The organism is Blastococcus sp. HT6-30, from assembly GCF_039729015.1.
In the GTDB taxonomy this organism is placed as follows: domain Bacteria; phylum Actinomycetota; class Actinomycetes; order Mycobacteriales; family Geodermatophilaceae; genus Blastococcus.
In genome coordinates, this window is record NZ_CP155792.1 from 3,557,384 (window position 1) to 3,573,852 (window position 16,469).

Annotated in this window: 17 protein-coding genes; 7 read left to right on the top strand and 10 right to left on the bottom strand. The window is 74.6% G+C overall.

Features of this window, described 5'->3' with window-relative positions; genetic code table 11:
• Positions 1-14: 14 nt before the first annotated feature.
• A complete protein-coding gene (locus ABC795_RS17200; protein WP_347058499.1) occupies positions 15-404 on the top strand; it encodes a YchJ family metal-binding protein in 390 nt (129 codons plus the stop codon).
• Positions 405-442: 38 nt separating this feature from the next.
• Positions 443-922, top strand: coding sequence for a pyridoxamine 5'-phosphate oxidase family protein (locus tag ABC795_RS17205; protein ID WP_347058501.1), 480 nt, complete (start codon positions 443-445; stop codon positions 920-922).
• A gap of 44 nt (positions 923-966) precedes the next feature.
• Here the strand turns inward: ABC795_RS17205 and mftC are convergent, their stop codons facing one another.
• From mftC to mftA, 3 genes are read right to left on the bottom strand one after another with little or no spacing between them, the layout of a single operon-like run.
• The gene (mftC, locus tag ABC795_RS17210; RefSeq protein WP_347058503.1) at positions 967-2,202 is read right to left on the bottom strand and encodes a mycofactocin radical SAM maturase; all 1,236 of its coding nucleotides are present in this window, start codon (positions 2,200-2,202) and stop codon (positions 967-969) included.
• Positions 2,199-2,525, bottom strand: a complete 327-nt coding sequence (gene mftB / locus ABC795_RS17215) for a mycofactocin biosynthesis chaperone MftB (RefSeq protein WP_347058505.1) — start codon at positions 2,523-2,525, stop codon at positions 2,199-2,201. Before mftB ends, mftC begins: the two co-directional genes overlap by 4 nt.
• Positions 2,526-2,533: 8 nt before the next feature.
• Positions 2,534-2,653 (bottom strand): mycofactocin precursor MftA, encoded by a 120-nt coding sequence (gene mftA / locus ABC795_RS17220; RefSeq protein WP_347058506.1) that lies wholly within the window; start codon positions 2,651-2,653, stop codon positions 2,534-2,536.
• A 127-nt stretch (positions 2,654-2,780) separates the two neighbouring features.
• Here mftA and mftR point away from each other — a divergent pair, with 127 nt between their 5' ends.
• Both mftR and mftD read left to right on the top strand, forming a co-directional pair.
• On the top strand, positions 2,781-3,377 hold the full coding sequence (gene mftR, locus ABC795_RS17225; protein WP_347058508.1) for a mycofactocin system transcriptional regulator: 597 nt from the start codon (positions 2,781-2,783) through the stop codon (positions 3,375-3,377).
• Positions 3,378-3,507: 130 nt separating this feature from the next.
• Positions 3,508-4,740, top strand: coding sequence for a pre-mycofactocin synthase MftD (mftD, locus tag ABC795_RS17230; RefSeq protein WP_347058510.1), 1,233 nt, complete (start codon positions 3,508-3,510; stop codon positions 4,738-4,740).
• Between the two features lie 55 nt (positions 4,741-4,795).
• Here mftD and ABC795_RS17235 read toward each other — a convergent pair whose 3' ends face one another.
• Positions 4,796-6,238, bottom strand: coding sequence for a bifunctional 3-(3-hydroxy-phenyl)propionate/3-hydroxycinnamic acid hydroxylase (locus tag ABC795_RS17235; protein ID WP_347058512.1), 1,443 nt, complete (start codon positions 6,236-6,238; stop codon positions 4,796-4,798).
• Positions 6,239-6,410: 172 nt separating this feature from the next.
• Between ABC795_RS17235 and ABC795_RS17240 the strand changes: the two genes are divergently transcribed.
• On the top strand, positions 6,411-7,538 hold the full coding sequence (locus tag ABC795_RS17240) for an NDMA-dependent alcohol dehydrogenase (protein ID WP_347058514.1): 1,128 nt from the start codon (positions 6,411-6,413) through the stop codon (positions 7,536-7,538).
• 95 nt (positions 7,539-7,633) lie between these two features.
• On the opposite strand, the gene ABC795_RS17245 is transcribed toward ABC795_RS17240, so the two are convergent.
• The 4 genes from ABC795_RS17245 to ABC795_RS17260 are packed head-to-tail and all read right to left on the bottom strand — an operon-like array spanning position 7,634 to position 12,673.
• On the bottom strand, positions 7,634-9,523 hold the full coding sequence (locus ABC795_RS17245; protein WP_347058516.1) for an AAA family ATPase: 1,890 nt from the start codon (positions 9,521-9,523) through the stop codon (positions 7,634-7,636).
• A gap of 43 nt (positions 9,524-9,566) precedes the next feature.
• Positions 9,567-10,688 carry an XdhC/CoxI family protein gene (locus tag ABC795_RS17250; RefSeq protein WP_347058517.1) on the bottom strand — a complete coding sequence of 374 codons (1,122 nt, stop codon included), beginning with the start codon at positions 10,686-10,688 and terminating at the stop codon, positions 9,567-9,569.
• Complete coding sequence (locus tag ABC795_RS17255; protein WP_347058519.1) at positions 10,681-11,793, bottom strand: VWA domain-containing protein; 1,113 nt, start codon at positions 11,791-11,793, stop codon at positions 10,681-10,683. The genes ABC795_RS17250 and ABC795_RS17255 overlap by 8 nt, the downstream gene beginning before the upstream one ends.
• Complete coding sequence (locus ABC795_RS17260) at positions 11,786-12,673, bottom strand: MoxR family ATPase (RefSeq protein WP_347058521.1); 888 nt, start codon at positions 12,671-12,673, stop codon at positions 11,786-11,788. Before ABC795_RS17260 ends, ABC795_RS17255 begins: the two co-directional genes overlap by 8 nt.
• Before the next feature lie 73 nt (positions 12,674-12,746).
• Here ABC795_RS17260 and ABC795_RS17265 point away from each other — a divergent pair, with 73 nt between their 5' ends.
• Positions 12,747-14,057 (top strand): M18 family aminopeptidase, encoded by a 1,311-nt coding sequence (locus ABC795_RS17265; RefSeq protein ID WP_347058522.1) that lies wholly within the window; start codon positions 12,747-12,749, stop codon positions 14,055-14,057.
• 21 nt (positions 14,058-14,078) lie between these two features.
• Here ABC795_RS17265 and ABC795_RS17270 read toward each other — a convergent pair whose 3' ends face one another.
• Complete coding sequence (locus tag ABC795_RS17270; RefSeq protein WP_347058524.1) at positions 14,079-14,246, bottom strand: hypothetical protein; 168 nt, start codon at positions 14,244-14,246, stop codon at positions 14,079-14,081.
• Positions 14,247-14,357: 111 nt separating this feature from the next.
• Entirely contained in the window at positions 14,358-15,155 is a 798-nt protein-coding gene (locus tag ABC795_RS17275) for a PRC and DUF2382 domain-containing protein (protein WP_347058525.1), read from the bottom strand.
• Between the two features lie 360 nt (positions 15,156-15,515).
• On the opposite strand from ABC795_RS17275, the gene ABC795_RS17280 reads away from it, so the two are divergent.
• A complete protein-coding gene (locus ABC795_RS17280; protein ID WP_347058527.1) occupies positions 15,516-16,328 on the top strand; it encodes a DUF3097 domain-containing protein in 813 nt (270 codons plus the stop codon).
• Positions 16,329-16,469: the final 141 nt, after the last annotated feature.

The window sequence follows — 16,469 nt, forward strand, 5'->3', positions numbered from 1 at the left end:
CAGACTCGCCGGTCATGAGCACCCGACCAGCGCCCCGGCGCTGCCCCTGCGGAACCGGGCTGCCCTACGCCGAGTGCTGCGGGCCGCGGCACGACGGCTCGGCGCCGGCGGCGACCGCCGAGCAGCTGATGCGCTCGCGGTACAGCGCCTTCGCCGTCGGCGACGCCGCCTACCTGCTGGCCAGCTGGCATTCCACCACTCGGCCGCCGACGGCGGAGCTGGACCCGACGGTGCGCTGGACCGGCCTGGACGTGCTCGCCACCACCGGCGGCGGGCTGCTGGCCGCCGAGGGGACGGTGGAGTTCCGCGCCTGGTACGTCGCCGGCGGCGAGCGCGGCAGCCAGCACGAGGTCAGCCGGTTCGCGCGGGAGGACGGCGCCTGGCGGTACCTCGACGCGGGGTGAGGGTGTCGGGCGGAACCCCTGTGGGCACGAGCCCTGGCATGACTACCGAGGACACCCGCAAGGTCGCCGATTTGATCAAGGGGGAGCGCTTCGGCTTCCTCACCACGATCGCGCCCGGCGGGAAGCTGACCAGCCGCCCCATGACGCTGCAGCAGGTGGAGTTCGACGGCGACCTGTGGTTCTTCGCCGAGCGCGGCTCCCACCCGGTGGCGCACATCGCCGCCTCCCCGCAGGTCAACGTGGGCATCGGTTCCGGTGGCACCTGGGTGTCGCTGACCGGGCACGCCCGGGTGGTCGACGACACCGCGAAGAAGAAGGAGCTGTGGAACGGCGGCGTGGAGGCGTGGTTCCCGAGCGGCCCCGAGGACCCCGACGTCGTCCTGATCAAGGTCGAGGGCGACTCCGCGGAGTACTGGGAGAGCCCCGGCGGCCGCCTGGCCACGGCGTTCAGCTTCGTGAAGGCCAAGGCCACCGGCGAGCGGATCGACGTCGGGGACAACAAGAAGGTCGACCTCTAGCCCGGCGGCTCCCCGGTGCCGGCCCGCGAGCCGGCACCGGGGGATCAGCGCAGGTCGAGGCCCGCGAGCGGCGACTCGTCGCAGATCTTGGCGGGGGGCAGCGCGGGCATGCCGAGCAGGGTGGGCTGGCCGCGGACCGGACCCTTGTGCGAGTGGTCGATGTGGCTCTTGGGCGCCACCAGCCCGAGGTCGCGCGCCGCGAGCGCCGTCTCGCCGTAGCCCTGCACGCACTCGGGGTCGGGACCGTCCAGCGGCAGGCCGGTGAAGAACTTCGCCGCCATGCAGCCCCCCCGGCAGGCGTCGAAGTGCGCGCACTTGGTGCAGGCGCCGCCGGTCTGCGGGTTGCGCAGGTCGGCGAACAGCTCGCTGGACTGCCAGACCCGCTGGAAGCCGCCCTCGTCGCGGACGTTGCCGGCGAGGAAGTTCTCGTGGATGGCGAACGGGCAGGCATAGACGTCGCCCACCGGGTCGATCAGGCACACGACCCGGCCGGCGCCGCACAGGTTCAGCCCGGGCAGCGCCTCGCCGAAGGCGGACAGGTGGAAGAACGAGTCACCGGTGAGGACGCGGTCGCCGTTGGCCAGCAGCCAGGAGTAGAGGTCGCGCTGCTGGGCCTGGGTGGGGTGCAGCTGGTCCCAGACGTCGGCCCCGCGGCCCGACGGCCGCAGCCGGGTGATCCGCAGCTGGGCACCGTATCGGTCGGTGAGCGCCTTGAACTCGTCGAGCTGGCCCGCGTTCTCCCGGGTGACGACGACGGAGACCTTGAAGTCCTTCATCCCGGCCTCGGCCAGGTTCTCCAGCGCCTTGACCGCGGTGGCGAAGGAGCCGGTGCCGCGCACGCGGTCGTTCACCTCGGCGGTCGCGCCGTCCAGGGAGATCTGCACATCGACGTAGTCGGTGGCCGCCAGCTGCGCGGCGCGCGCCTTGTCCAGCTTCACGCCGTTGGTGGAGAACTTGACGCCGACGTCGTGGCCGATGGCGTAGTCGAGCAGGTGCCAGAAGTCCGGCCGCACGGTCGGCTCGCCGCCGCCGACGTTGACGTAGAACACCTGCATCCGCTGCAGCTCGTCGATGACCGCCTCGGCCTCGGCGGTGGACAGCTCGCGCGGATCACGCCGTCCGGACGAGGACAGGCAGTGCACGCACGCCAGGTTGCAGGCGTAGGTAAGTTCCCACGTGAGGCAGATCGGGGCGTCCAGGCCGTACTCGAACTGGTCGACGAGGCGCCCGCCGACCGGGCGCTCGGGCGTGGCGGGACGGGACGGCAGGACGGCGGTCATCGGGAAGCCTCCGGGGTCCTTCTCTCGATCATCTGCGAGCGGGCGAGGTCGGCCAGCGCCGTGACGTAGGCGCCGCGCTGGGCGTCGGGGACGCCGCAGGCGGTCAGGGTGGCCTCGGCGCTGGGGTGGTCGCCCAGCGCCTCGACGACGGCGACCAGCGTCTTCGACTTCAGGAAGGACAGCTTCCGGTTGCCGAAGTGGTAGACGAGCGCGCCGAACGGCTCGGGCCGCAGCGCGACGGACCGGGCCCGGCGCCAGGGCAGCCCCGCGTCGAAGTCGCAGCTCCCCCCGGTCGCCGGGCCGGTTCCGTTCGTCGACGGCACGGCGTCGATCAGTACACCCCGCACATGCCGTCGATGGAGACCTCCTCGACGAGCGACTCCTCGACGAGGGCCTCCTCGGTCGCAGGCGCCTCGGGGGCGATGACGTCGGTCTGGGTGGGCTCGGGCATGAGGGCCTCCGTGAACGCGATCACATGGTCGGGGCGGACGTTAGTGACACCCGGTGCCAGGAGCAACAGCGGGGCCTCGCGTGTCCGCCCGGCCGCGCAGGGCGGGGCCGCGGGGCAGAATGCGCCCGTGGCGGGGACGAGGACGGCGCCGGCCGTGCCTCCGGCGGGGCGCGCCCGCGTGGAGCGGGCGGCCCTGGACCTGTTCACCGTCCGGGGCTTCGAGGACGTCACGAGCGACGAGGTGGCCGACTCCGCCGGCATCAGCCGCCGCACCTTCTTCCGCTACTTCCCGACCAAGGCCGACGCCGTGTGGGGCGACTTCACCGGGCACGTGGCCCGGCTCGCGGAGATGCTCGCCGCCGCCGACCCGGACCAGCCCGTGCTCACCTCGGTGTGCGCCGCCTACGTCGAGGTGAACGACTACCCGGACGCCGAGCTGCCGCTGCTGCGCGAGCGGATGCGGCTGATCCTCACCGAGCCGGCGCTGCTCGCGCACAGCCAGCTCCGCTTCGCCGAGATCGACCGGGTGGTCGCGGGGCACGTGGCGGCGCGGACCGGGACCTCCCCGACCGGGCTGCTCCCCCGGCTGGTCGCCGCGAGCACCCGGGCCGCGGCGACCACCGCGTTCGAGGCCTGGCTCGCCGACGAGGACTCCAGCCTGGCCGCGCACCTGCACCTGGCGTTCGACGAGATGGCGGCGGGCTTCCCCAGCCTCCGCCGCTGACCTGTCGCGGCGATCGGCGCGCGGCCCGGTGTGGCCGCGGTCTCACCGTCGGCGCTAGCCTGGCACTGAGTGCCACCGGCCGTCGGGCCGGCCCACCCGCCCGGTCGACCGGGCCGACAAGGAGGTTCCGATGGCCAACGCGTGGTTCGAATCGGTCGCCGAGGCGCAGCGGCGCGCGAAGAAGCGGCTGCCGAAGGGCGTCTACGGCGCCCTGGTCGCCGGTTCCGAGCGGGGGGTGACGCTGGAGGACAACCTCGCGGCGTTCGCCGAGATCGGCTTCGCGCCGCACACCGCGGGGCTGGCCAACGAGCGGAACATGGCCGTGACGGTCATGGGCCAGCCCATGTCGATGCCGATCCTGATCAGCCCGACCGGCGTGCAGGCCGTCCACCCCGACGGCGAGGTCGCCGTCGCCCGTGCCGCCGCCGCCCGTGGTGTGGCGATGGGCCTGTCCTCGTTCGCCAGCAAGCCGGTCGAGGAGGTCGTCGCGGCCAACCCGCAGACGTTCTTCCAGATGTACTGGGTGGGCACCCGCGACGAGATGCTCGCCCGCATGGAGCGCGCGAAGCGGGCCGGCGCCGTGGGCATGATCGCCACGCTCGACTGGTCGTTCGCCTACGGCCGCGACTGGGGCAGTCCGTTCATCCCCGAGAAGATCAACTTCGAGGCCGCCCGGCGGTACGCGCCGCAGGTGCTGGTGAAGCCGCGCTGGCTGCTGGACTTCGCGCGCACCGGGCAGATCCCCGACCTCACCGTGCCCAACATGGTCGCCACCCCCGGTGAACCGGCGCCCACGTTCTTCGGCGCCTACGGCATGTGGAGCGCCTCCCCGATGCCGACGTGGGAGGACGTCGCCTGGCTGCGCTCGCAGTGGGACGGGCCGTTCATGCTCAAGGGCGTCATGCGGGTCGACGACGCCAAGCGCGCCGTCGACGCCGGCGTGACCGCCATCTCGGTGTCCAACCACGGCGGCAACAACCTCGACGGGACGCCGGCCTCGATCCGCGCGCTGCCGGCGGTGGCCGATGCGGTGGGCGACCAGATCGAGGTGCTCCTCGACGGCGGCATCCGGCGCGGCGGCGACGTCGCCAAGGCCCTGGCCCTGGGTGCCAAGGCCGTGCTGATCGGCCGCGCGTACCTGTGGGGCCTGGCCGCCAACGGGCAGGCCGGCGTGGAGAACGTCCTGGACCTGCTGCGCGACGGTCTCGGCTCGGCGATGGTCGGCCTCGGCCGCCCGAACGTCTCCGACCTGTCCCGCGACGACCTCGTCGTTCCTCCGGGCTTCGAGCGCCAGCTGGGCGGCGCCGCCGTCGAGAACGCCCTGCTGGCCACCTCTCCCTCCCGCCGGCGGCGCGAGGCCTGACGCGCGACGGCCGGGGGATGCCCGCCGACGGACGTCCCCCGGCTGCGGTCGCCGCTCACATCCGCACGGAGTGCACGATGCGGTCGGGTCGGACGCGGACCAGCGCCGCCCCGCCCAGCCAGCGCCCCAGGGCGCCGGTCGGGTCCTCGATCCGGAGCGCCGTGCCGTCGGGCCGCCGGATCCGCAGGTCGGATGTGATCTCGACGTAGCCGTCACCGAGGACGTCGTCCAGCCGGCGGGGACGACCGTCGACGAGGACCTCGGGCTGGGGGAGCAGCGTCCCGGCCAACCTGCGGCCGGCGCGGCCCCGACGGGCCACCAGCGGGCCGCGAGCCAGCGGCGGGGTGCGGCTGTCGGTGGCCAGCCGGGCCACCGCCGGGATGCGCCGGACGGCGGCCAGCACGAGCCTCCGGACGACGGCGCCCCCGCGCCCGCCGCCGGTCATGAGCCGCCCGAGCAGCAGCGCCACCCGGATCAGCGCACGGGCGTGCGGTTCCCGCTCGGCGCGGTAGGTGTCCAGCAGCGCGTCCGGCGCCTCCCTGCGGAGGACGGCGGCGAGCTTCCAGGCCAGCTGGTGGACGTCGCGCAGCCCGAGCCCCAGTCCCTGGCCGACGAACGGCGGGCTGAGGTGGGCGGCGTCGCCGGCCAGCAGCACCCGGCCGTCGCGCCAGCGGTCGGCCACCTGCGCCCGGAAGGTGTACTCGACCGCGCGCAGCACCTCGATGTCGGCGGCACGGGCGACGGGCGCGAGCAGCACCGCCAGCCGCTCCGGGGCGGCCAGCTCCTCGGCCGTCTCCCCCGGTGCCAGCCGGAACTCCCAGCGGTACCGGTCGCCGGTGACCGGCATGAACGTGGCCGCCCGGTGCGGGTCGCACACCTGGTGCACGCCCGGCCAGACCGGCAGCGATCCGGGCGCCCGCGCGTCGACGACGAGCCAGCGGTCGGCCGGGCCGAGGTCGACCATCCGGGCGCCGATCAGCTCCCGCACGGTGCTGTTGGCGCCGTCGCAGCCCAGCACGGCCGCTGCCCGGACGGACCGGTCCACCCCCGTCGCCCGGTCGGCCACCCGCACGGTCACCCCGCCGCCGTCCTGCTCCAGCCCGGTCACCTCGCTCCCGCGCCGCACCTCGATCCCCGGCGCCGACGCCGCGGCGGCGGCGAGCACCTCCTCCAGGTCGGGCTGGTGGACGAACGACCCCTGCGGCCAGCCGTTGCTCCCGGCGTCCGGGGCGCGGCGGAACTCGGCGAGCACGCGGTGCGCGCCGTCGAGCAGCCGCAGGCCGGCCATCGGCCGGCAGCGCGCGGCCACCTCGTCGGCCACCCCGGCGGCCTGCAGCACCCGGAACACCTCGTCGTCCAGGTGCACCGCCCGCGGCAGCGGATAGGGCGCCGCGTGCCGTTCCACGACGACGACGGCCAGCCCCCGGCGGGCCAGCAGGAGGGCCGCCGTCAGCCCCACCGGGCCGGCACCGACCACGAGGACGGGGGCGCCGGGCATGCCACCAGTCTCACCGACACCCGGCCCGCCGGCTGCAGCACGTTGCACCGCACGTCTCCCACCTTGACGGGCACGGCACCGGCTCAGCAGTCTGTGAGGCACTGCACACGCCGTTGCGACGTGTGCTCGGGCACCGCGAAGACGCGGCGACGACGACGGAAGGAACACCTGGGTGAAGACCAAGGGCGCGATCCTGTGGGGCGTGGGCGAGGAGTGGTCGGTCGAGGAGATCGACCTCGGTGATCCCCGGGAGGGAGAGGTACAGGTCCAGCTGGCGGCCTCCGGCCTCTGCCACAGCGACGAGCACCTGGTGACCGGTGGTACCCCGGTGGCGTCCTACCCGGTGATCGGTGGTCACGAGGGCAGCGGTGTCGTCACCAAGGTGGGCCCGGGCGTCTCCGGGCTCAAGGAGGGCGACCACGTGGTCACCGCCTTCATCCCCGCATGCGGGCAGTGCCTGCCGTGCTCGAAGGGGATGCAGAACCTCTGCGACCTGGGCGCGAACCTGCTGGCGGGTACGTCGATCTCCGACGGCAGCTACCGCATCCAGGCCCGCGGCAAGGACGTCATCCCGATGTGCCTGCTCGGCACCTTCTCCCCCTACATCACGGTGCACCAGGCCTCGGTGGTGCGGATCGAGCCGGACATCCCGCTCGAGGTCGCCGCCCTGGTCGGCTGCGGGGTCACCACCGGTTGGGGCTCGGCGACCAAGGTGGGTGACGTCCGGCCGGGTGACGACGTGGTGGTGATGGGCGCCGGCGGCGTCGGCATGAACTCCGTGCAGGGCGCGGCCGCGGCGGGTGCCAAGCGGGTCATGGTGATCGACCCGGTCGCGCAGAAGCGGGAGTGGGCCATGGACATGGGCGCGACCCACACCTACGCGAGCGTCGAGGAGGCCGTCGACCCGATCAACCAGCTCACCTGGGGCCGCATGGCCGACAAGACGATCATCACCGTCGGCTCCATCGAGGGCGAGCACGTCCAGCAGGCCCTGAGCCTGACCGGCAAGGGCGGGCGGGTCGTCGTCACGGCCATGGGCGACGCCCAGAACATCGACGTCAAGCTCAGCCTCTTCGAGCTCAGCCTGCTGCAGAAGGACCTGCAGGGCGCGGTCTTCGGCGGGTTCAGCCCGCGCGTGGCCATCCCGGAGCTGCTCTCGCTCTACCAGGAGGGCCAGCTCAAGCTCGACGGCCTGGTGACGACCAAGTACTCCCTGGAGGAGGTCAACCAGGGCTACCAGGACATGCGCGACGGCAAGAACATCCGCGGGATGATCGTCTACACCGACGCCGACCGCTGACCCTGCCGGGCGGGTAGGCCTTTCCCGCGACAGTCGGTCTCTGCTCACTCCTGTGAGCAGAGACCGACTGCGCGCGGGGGAGCTCGTGCCCCTCGTCAGGCGAGCAGGCGGGTCAGCGCCGACCCGAGGTCGGTGAGCGACCGGACCGGTGCGACCGAGCCGCCGCCGCGCGCGGCCAGCGCCCGCGACGCGGTCAGCGCCTCGTCCTCGGGGCCGCCGTCGGGCAACGGGCAGAGCACGTCGAGCCGGTCGATGCCGGCCAGCGCCGACTCGGCGGCGTCGCCGGCCGTGGCCAGGCAGTCCGACAGCAGGACGACGACCCGCTCGTCGGCGTGCGCGGCCGTCCGCAACTGCGCCGCAGCCTCCCGCAGCGCCGCGGCGATGTCGGTGGTCCCGTGGCCGCGCAGCCCCACCAGGGTCAGCACGAGGTCCTCGGCGGACCGGTGCCGGCCGTGCTGCTGCAGCACCTCCACCCGGTCGGCGAAGGCCAGCACGCTGGTCTCCAGCCGCTCACCCGCGGCCAGCACGACCCCGGCGGCGGCGACCGCGGCGATGGCCACCCCCAGCCCGCTCATCGAGCCCGACCGGTCGACCACCAGGCACACCGCACGGCGGGAGCCGGTCCACCGCCGGGTCACCACGTCCTCGGGGTCGGGCGGCCACGGTCCGCTCCAGCGGTCGAGGGTGCGGTCGAGGTCCAGGTCGCCGTCCCCACCCCGGATCGGCGCCAGGCGCCGGGTCCCCCGGGCGCGGGCGCTGCCCACCCGGCCGACCTGCACGAAGACGCGCGCCGCCAGACGGCGGGCGGCCGAGCGGAGCTCCCGGTCCGTCGCGAGGGCCAGGTCGGCGAGCAGCGCGGCCGCCGCGTCCGGATCGGCACCCATCACCGCGGCGAACGCGTCCTCGTCGAGCTCCCCCACCTCCGGGCTGACCTCGTCGAACGACGCGTGCCGCAGCTCCAGCTCCCGCCGCGAGGTCTGCCGTGGGCCGCGCCGGTCGGACCGCTCCCGCCGGGGGCTCCCTGCATCCGGGCCTGCCGCCTCAGGCGACAGGCCTCCCGCTTTTCCCGGGCCGTCCCCGGCGGGGGCCGGGGGCGCACCGGGCGACCCGTCGGAGGGCGGCCCGGCGTCGACCGGCCAGACCCGCTCGAGGATCTCGTCGAGGACGCTCTCCGGCGTCCGCGCCACCCCCTCGGTGACCTTGATCCGACCGGACAGCGCCGCGTGCAGCGCATCCCGCGCCGCCTCCCGCGCACCGTCGTCGTCCAGGCCGCCGACGCCGCGCAGGGCCAGCAGGCCGTCGAGCAGCAGCACGAGGTCGATGGCGCCGCGCACCGACGACCCGGTGCGCAGGTCGCGGTGATCGCGGGTGGCCCGCACCAGCCGCACCGCCAGGGCGACCGGCCTCGGCTCCGCCGCGGTCACGGCCGCGACGATCGCCTGCTCGGCCGGCTCGTCCTGGTAGCCCAGGACCACCCGGCACATCCGGTCGGCGATCGCCTGCCCGACGCGCGCGGTGCCGATCGCGTCGAACGGGTTCATCGCCGCGATGAGCCGGAAGCCGGCGGCCGCCCGCACGGTGCCCAGCCGCGGAACGGCGATCTCCCCCTCGGTCAGGACGGTGATGAGGACGTTGAGGGTCTCCTCCGGGATGCGGTTGAGCTCTTCGAGGTAGAGCAGGCCCGAGCCGCGCATGGCGGTGAGCAGCGGACCGTCGGTGAAGCTGTCCGGCACGTACCCGTCGACCATGACCGCGGCCGGGTCGTAGGAGCCGACCAGCCGCGCCGGGGTGAGCTCCGCGTTCCCCTCGACGAAGACGACGTCCTGGCCGGCCGCACCGGCGATGGCGCGCAGCAGGGTGGACTTGCCCGTGCCCGGCGGCCCCTCGAGGACGACGTGCCGGTTGGTCTGCAGCGCGACGGTGAGCACCTCGCGCTCACGCCGCAGCCCGATGACCGGGCCGGGTACCGCGGGATCGACGCTCACCGGGCTCCTCTCGTGGGCGGGCGGTGCGGGAGGACGGCGTGCCTCACCGTTCGGCGGTGCGGTGGATCGGCCCGTCGACCTCGGCCAGCCGCTCCCCCGTGCCGCCCCACCGTCCGGCGATGATCTCGGCCGCGATCGACACCGCCGTCTCCTCCGGGGTGCGGGCGCCCAGGTCCAGCCCGATCGGCGAGGAGAGCCTGGCCAGCTCGTCGGCGGTGAGCCCCACCTCCGACAGCCGGGCGAGCCGCTCGTCGTGCGTGCGTCGCGAGCCCATCGCGCCCACGTAGCCGACCGGGGCGCGCAGGGCCACCTCGAGCAGCGGGACGTCGAACTTGGGGTCGTGGGTGAGCACGCACAGCACGGTGCGCTCGTCGACGCGCCCCGCGTCGAGCTCGGCCTGCAGGTAGCGGTGCGGCCACTCGACGACGACCTCGTGCGCCTCCGGGAACCGCTTGGCCGTGGCGAACACCGGGCGGGCGTCGCAGACGGTCACCCGGTAGCCGAGGAACGCCCCCACCCGGGCGACTGCAGCGGCGAAGTCGATCGCGCCGAACACGACCATCCGGGCCGGCGGCGCGAAGGAGTTGACGAACAGGGTCAGGTCGTCGCCGCGCCGCTCGCCGTCGTGGCCCACGTGCAGCAGGGCCGTCCGCCCGGCGGCCAGCATCCCGCGGGCGTCGTCGGCGACAGCGGCGTCCAGCCGCTGGGAGCCCAGCGTTCCGGAGGCCCGGTCCGGCCAGAGCACCAGGCGGCGGCCCAGCCGGTCGTCCGGGCCGGCCACCACGGTGACGACGGCGACCGCCTCGTGCCGCCCCACCGACGCGGCGACCTCACCGAGCTCCGGGAACGACTCGCGCGAGACCGGCTCGACGAACACGTCGAGGATCCCGCCGCAGGTCAATCCCACGGCGAACGCGTCGTCGTCGCTGACGCCGTAGCGACGCAGCACCGGCCCGCCGGTCTGGACGACGTCCTTCGCCTCCTCGTACACCGCGCCCTCGACGCAGCCGCCCGAGACGCTGCCGACCGCCGTCCCGTCCGGGCCGACCAGCATCGAGGCGCCGGCGGGTCGCGGCGCCGAGCGCCAGGTGCCCACCACCGTTCCCACGCCGACGGTCTCCCCCGCCTGCCACCAGCCCACCAGGTCATCGAGCACGTCACGCATCGGCGATCACTCCTGACAACTCCTCGAACGCGGCCATGCTGTGCCCGGCCACGAAGTGGTCCACCGACGGCAGCGCCGCCTGCATCCCGCCGGTGAGAGGTTCGTACCCGTCCCGGCCCTTGTGCGGGTTGACCCAGACGACGGCGTGCGCCAGCCGCCGCAGCCGGGCCATCTGCTCCCGCAGCAGCGCGGCGTCCCCACGCTCCCAGCCGTCGCTGCAGACGACGACCACCGCCCCGCGGGCGGTGCCCCGCTGGCCCCACCGGTCGAGGAAGGCCTTGAGCACCTCGCCGAGCCGGGTGCCGCCGGACCAGTCCGGGATCGCGTGCCCGCCCGCGGCCAGCGCCCGGTCGGGATCACGCAGCCGCAGCTCGCGGGTGACCCGGGTCAACCGGGTCCCGATCGTGAACACCTCGGTCGACGCCGGCCGGGCCCGCACCGCGGCGTGCGCGAAGCGCAGCAGGGCATCCGCGTACGGGGCCATCGAACCCGAGACGTCGACCAGCAGCACGACCCGGCGGGGGCGCGGCCGTGCCCGGCGGTGCATCAGCCGGCTGATCTCGCCGCCGTCGCGCAGGGCCCGCCGCACCGTCCGGGCCGGGTGCACCCCGCCGTGGGCGGCGGGGCGCCGGCGCCGGGCCGGGCGCATGGGCGAGGCGGGCACTAGCAGCGCGAACAGCCGGCGCAGGTGCGCGCGCTCGGCGTCGGTCAGCCCGGCCACGTCGCGGTGCCGCAGCACCTCGTCGGCGCTCGCCCGCGCGGCCAGGTCGGGGGTGTCGGTGTCGTCGTCGCCCTCGCCGGCGCCCGCGTCCAGCGGCGCGCTCGCGGCCAGCCGGGGCGGCACCTGCGCACTCGGCGGAGCCGGCCGCGGCCGCCGACCGGAGAACCAGGCGAGGAAGGCGGCGTCGTAGCGGTCCAGGTCGTCCGGGCCCGAGCAAAGGGTGAGCCGGCCGGCCCAGTAGACGGCGGACGGCGCCAGGACGTCGAGGTGCCCCAACGCGGCGAGCGTCGCCTCGACCCGGTCCGGCGAGGCGGCCACGCCGGCGTGCCGCAGCGTGCGGGCGAAGCCGAGCACCGTGTCGACGACGTCGCGCCTCTCAGCCACCGAAGAGGGCCTCCGGCGCGAGCGACTGCACCCGCTCGGTGTCCTCCCGGTACTTCAGCACCGCCCCGAGCGTGCGGGCCGCGAGATCCGGGTCGAGGTCGCGGGCGCCCAGGGTGTGCAGCGCCGTCGCCCAGTCCATGGCCTCGGCGACCCCGGGCGGCTTGAGCAGGTCGAGGGTGCGCAGGGTCGACGTCGCCCGGGCCACCTGCCGGGCCAGCTGCTCGGTCACCTGCGGCAGCCGGCGGCGCAGGATCGCCACCTCGCGGTCGAAGTCCGGATGCGCCAGCCAGTGGTAGAGGCAGCGGCGCTTGAGGGCGTCGTGCACCTCGCGGGTGCGGTTGGAGGTGAGGACCACCAGCGGTGGCGTCTTCGCGCGCACCGTCCCGAGCTCCGGGATGGAGATGGTGAAGTCGGAGAGCACCTCGAGCAGGAAGGCTTCGAACTCGTCGTCGGCGCGGTCCACCTCGTCGACGAGCAGCACGCTCGGCGAGTCCTCCAGCGCCTGCAGCAGCGGCCGGGCCAGGAGGAACCGGCGGTCGTAGAGGGAGGCCTCGAGCCGCGCGGGGTCGTCCGCGGCGTGCGCGGCCTCGGCGGCCCGCAGGTGCAGCAGCTGCCGGCCGAAGTCCCAGTCGTAGAGCGCCTGGCTGGCCTCCAGGCCCTCGTAGCACTGCAGCCGGTAGAGCGGCCGGCCGGTGATCTGCGCCAGCGCCTGGGCCAGCGCGGTCTTGCCGACGCCGGCCTCCCCCTCCAGGAACAGCGGGCGGTGCATGGCCAGCGCCAGGTAGGCGGCGGTGGCCAACCCGTCGTCGGGGAGGTAGCCGGTGCCCTCCAGGGCGGCGGACAGCTCGACAGGGCTCCCGGGGTCCGTGGGCTGGCTCACCCCGCGAGCATCCCACCTGCGCCCTTCTCCCCGCGCACCCGCCGCCGTCCCGGGCGTCGGGCACGATGGCGGAATGCCGACGCCGGATGCCGCCCCGACCGACGAGCTCGCCCTCGGCGACGACCTGCGGGCGTTCGTCGACGCCTCGCCCTCCCCCGCGCACGCGGTCGCCGAGCTCGCCCGCCGGCTGCGCGCCGCCGGGTTCACCGAGCTCTCCGAGGCCGACTCCTGGGCACCGGCCCCGGGAACGCAGCACTTCGTGGTCCGGCACGGCAGCCTGATCGCCTTCCGGACGGGCAGCGGCCCCCTGGCGGAGACCGGGATGCGACTGGTCGGCGCGCACACCGACTCGCCGACGTTCAAGGTGCGCCCGCGCAGCGACGTCCGGCAGTCGGGGTACCGGTTGGTGGGCGTCGAGCCCTACGGCGGCGGCCTGTGGCACACCTGGCTGGACCGGGAGCTGACCGTGGCCGGGCGGCTGGTGCTGCGCTCCGGTTCCCCCGCCCACCCGGCCACGGCCCTCGTCCGCCTGCCCGGCGCGCCGCTGCGGCTGCCGTCCCTCGCCATCCACCTCGACCGCAGCGTCCGGGAGGGGCTGACGCTCGACCCGCAGCAGCACCTCGTGCCGGTCTGGGACCGCGACCTGGGCACCGGCCCGGGGCTCACCGAGGCCCTCGCCGCCGAGGCGGGCGTGGCCCCCGGCGACGTCGTCGGCGCCGACCTGGTGCTGGCCGACACCCAGCCGTCGTCGCGGGCCGGCGCGGACGGCTCCTGGGTGGCCGCCCCCCGGCTGGACGACCTGGCCTGCTGCCACTCCGGTCTGCTCGCGCTGCTGGCGGCGCCCGCGGGGGCGCGCACCCAGGTGCTGGTCTGCAACGACCACGAGGAGGTGGGCAGCGGCTCGATGTCCGGTGCCCGCGGCAGCTTCCTGGAGGACGTCGTCCAGCGGCTGGCCGCGGCGACCGACCCGGCGGACCCGCAGGCGGTGCACCGCGCGCTGTCCCGCTCCGTGCTGGTGTCCGCGGACATGGCGCACGCCGTCCACCCGACCCGCGCCGAGCGGCACGAGCCGGCGCACCGGCCCGAGCTGGGCGGCGGGCCGGTGCTGAAGGTGAACGCCAACCAGGCCTACGCCACCGACGCCGCGTCCGGCGGCTGGTTCACCGAGCGGTGCGACGAGGCCGGCGTCCCGGTGCAGACCTTCGTCACCCGGGCCGACCTCCCGTGCGGCAGCACCATCGGCCCGCTGACGGCGACCCGGCTGGGCATCGCCACGGTGGACATCGGCGCCCCCATGCTGGCCATGCACTCCTGCCGCGAGCTGGCCTCCGCCCGCGACGTCCCGCTCATGGTCGCCGCCCTCACCGCCTGCCTCGGCAGCTGACGCCGGCCGTCGCCGGCGGGATCAGGCGCGGGCGACGATCGCGGTGAGGTCGAGCGAGGGGTCCAGCGCCCCGTACTCCAGGGCGCGGTCGGTGCCGAGGCGGGCGGCGACGAATGCGTCGGCGACGGCGGGCGGCGCCTCCCGGATCAGGACCGCGCCCTGCAGCGCGAGGGCCAGGGACTCGACCACCCGGCGGGCAAGGGCCGATCCCGCCCCGGGCACGACAACGGCGGCCGACCGGAGTCTGATCTCGGTCGGCCGCCGTAGGTGCGTGCCCGGCGCACGTGCGCCGGGAGGAGGTCACATACGGCGGTTGTCGTCTGCGCCGTCGACCTCGACCTCTTCCTTGCGGAGGGTCTCGTTGACCTGGGTCTGCTCGCTGACGGTCTGCTTGTCCATGCGGATGCGCTCCACCGGGACCGCCTCCTTCTCCACGACCGGGCGCTCGCCGTGGAGCACGACCTCGTGCTCCTCCTCGCTGATCGCGGGCCCGTCCATCGCGTTGCCGACGTTGGCGTCGGTGATGGGCTCGCGCTCGAGGCGGACCTCCTCGTGGGTCACGGGAACGGTCTCGGTGACGTTCTCGCTGACCACGTACTTCCGCAGCCGGGCGCGGCCGGTCTCCTCGGAACGGGTGCCCACGCGGAGCTGCTCCTCGGACCGGGTCATGGCGTCGTCCGTGGTGGGACCGGACGTGTCGTGGCCCACGGTGCCGGCGGTGTCGGTCCGGCCGGTGGTGCCGGCCATGCCCGTCGTCTCGGTCGTCCGGACGGTCTCCGTCGTGCCGGTGCCCAGGCCGTAGTACCGGTACAGCTCCTCCTCCTCCTGCGGGGAGAGATGACCGTCGGTGTCGATCTTGGGCGCGTCCTTGACGCGGTCCTTGCTGACCGCTACGCGGACGCCGTCGTTCGTCAGGTCGGCGTCACGGATGGGGACGAAGGACTCCTTCGTCCCGAACAGTCCGGTGCGCACGGTGACCCACTCGGGCTGGCCGGTCTCGTCGTCGAGGTAGACCTCGGAGGCCGACCCGATCTTCTGGCCCTCGGTGTCGTAGACGTCCTGGCCGATCACACGGCTGATGGCCTCGGTGCCGATCATCTCGTTGTCGCTCCTATCTGAGCTCGGGATGTACGCGTCACAGAGATGGGTGACCGGGATGATCGCCGCGAAACGAGACGATCGAGATCGTGTGCGCGCCACGCCGCCCCCGCGGCTCCGCCGGGCGGCGCGCTCGGGCGCTGGCGCACGCTCGGCCGACCGCATCGGCGCAGGTCGCAGGCGGGGTCCGCGGCCGGTCACCCGACCGGCCGTTGCGCGCGCCAACAGCGGAACCGATCGTGACTCAGGGTCGTCCGGCGCTGCCCGGGCGTGTCGCCTTCGAACCCGTGCGGCACATCCGGCGCGGCGCGGTCGGCGCGTCGCCCGCGACCGGGCGGTGGCCGTGCTCAGCATGGGGGGGTGCCTCCCCGTTCGCCCTACGACAACCTCGTCCACCCGCGCACCGTCAAGAAGCCGCCCCCCGAGGTCGAGGCCCTCAAGGACGTGGTCGTCGAGGACCCCAGCAGCGGGTTCGTCGGCGCCGTGGTGCGCTGCGAGAAGGACGTCGTCCACCTGGAGGACCGGTTCGGCAAGGTCCGCGGCTACCCCCTGGGGCCCGGCTTCTGGGTCGACGGCCGGCCGGTGGTGCTCGTGCGGCCGAAGCAGAACGCGCCGTCGGGCCCGCAGCGCAGCGCCTCGGGGTCGACCTACGTCGTCGGCGCCCGCGCCCGCGTCGCCCGCGAGGGGCGCATCTACGTCGAGGGCAAGCACGACGCGGAGCTCGTCGAGAAGGTGTGGGGCCACGACCTGCGGATCGAGGGCGTCGTCGTCGAGCCGCTGCACGGCGTCGACGACCTGCCCGGCATCGTGCGCGACTTCCGCCCCTCGTCCGGACGGCGGCTCGGTGTGCTCGTCGACCACCTGGTGACCGGCTCGAAGGAGTCACGCATCGCAGCGCAGATCACCGGCGACCACGCGCTGGTGGTCGGCCACCCGTTCATCGACATCTGGCAGGCGGTCAAGCCCTCCGTCGTCGGCATCGAGGCCTGGCCGACCGTGCCGAAGGGCGAGGACTGGAAGACCGGCGTCTGCAAGCGGCTGGGCTGGGAGAACGACACCGGCTACGTGTGGGCCCAGCGCATCCTCGCCCGCGTGAAGGTCTGGACCGACCTCGAGCCCACCCTGATCGGCCGCGTCGAGGAGCTCATCGACTTCGTCACCATCGATCGATGATCAGGTGACCTGATCGTTCCGGGTCCTGGCTCACTGTGGACGGTGAGCCAGGACCCCGGACGGTGAGCCAGGACGCCGCTCCCCTTCCCCCTGCAGGCGGGAGACAGCCGGCAAGCAGCACCAGCACGTCGGGACACCGCC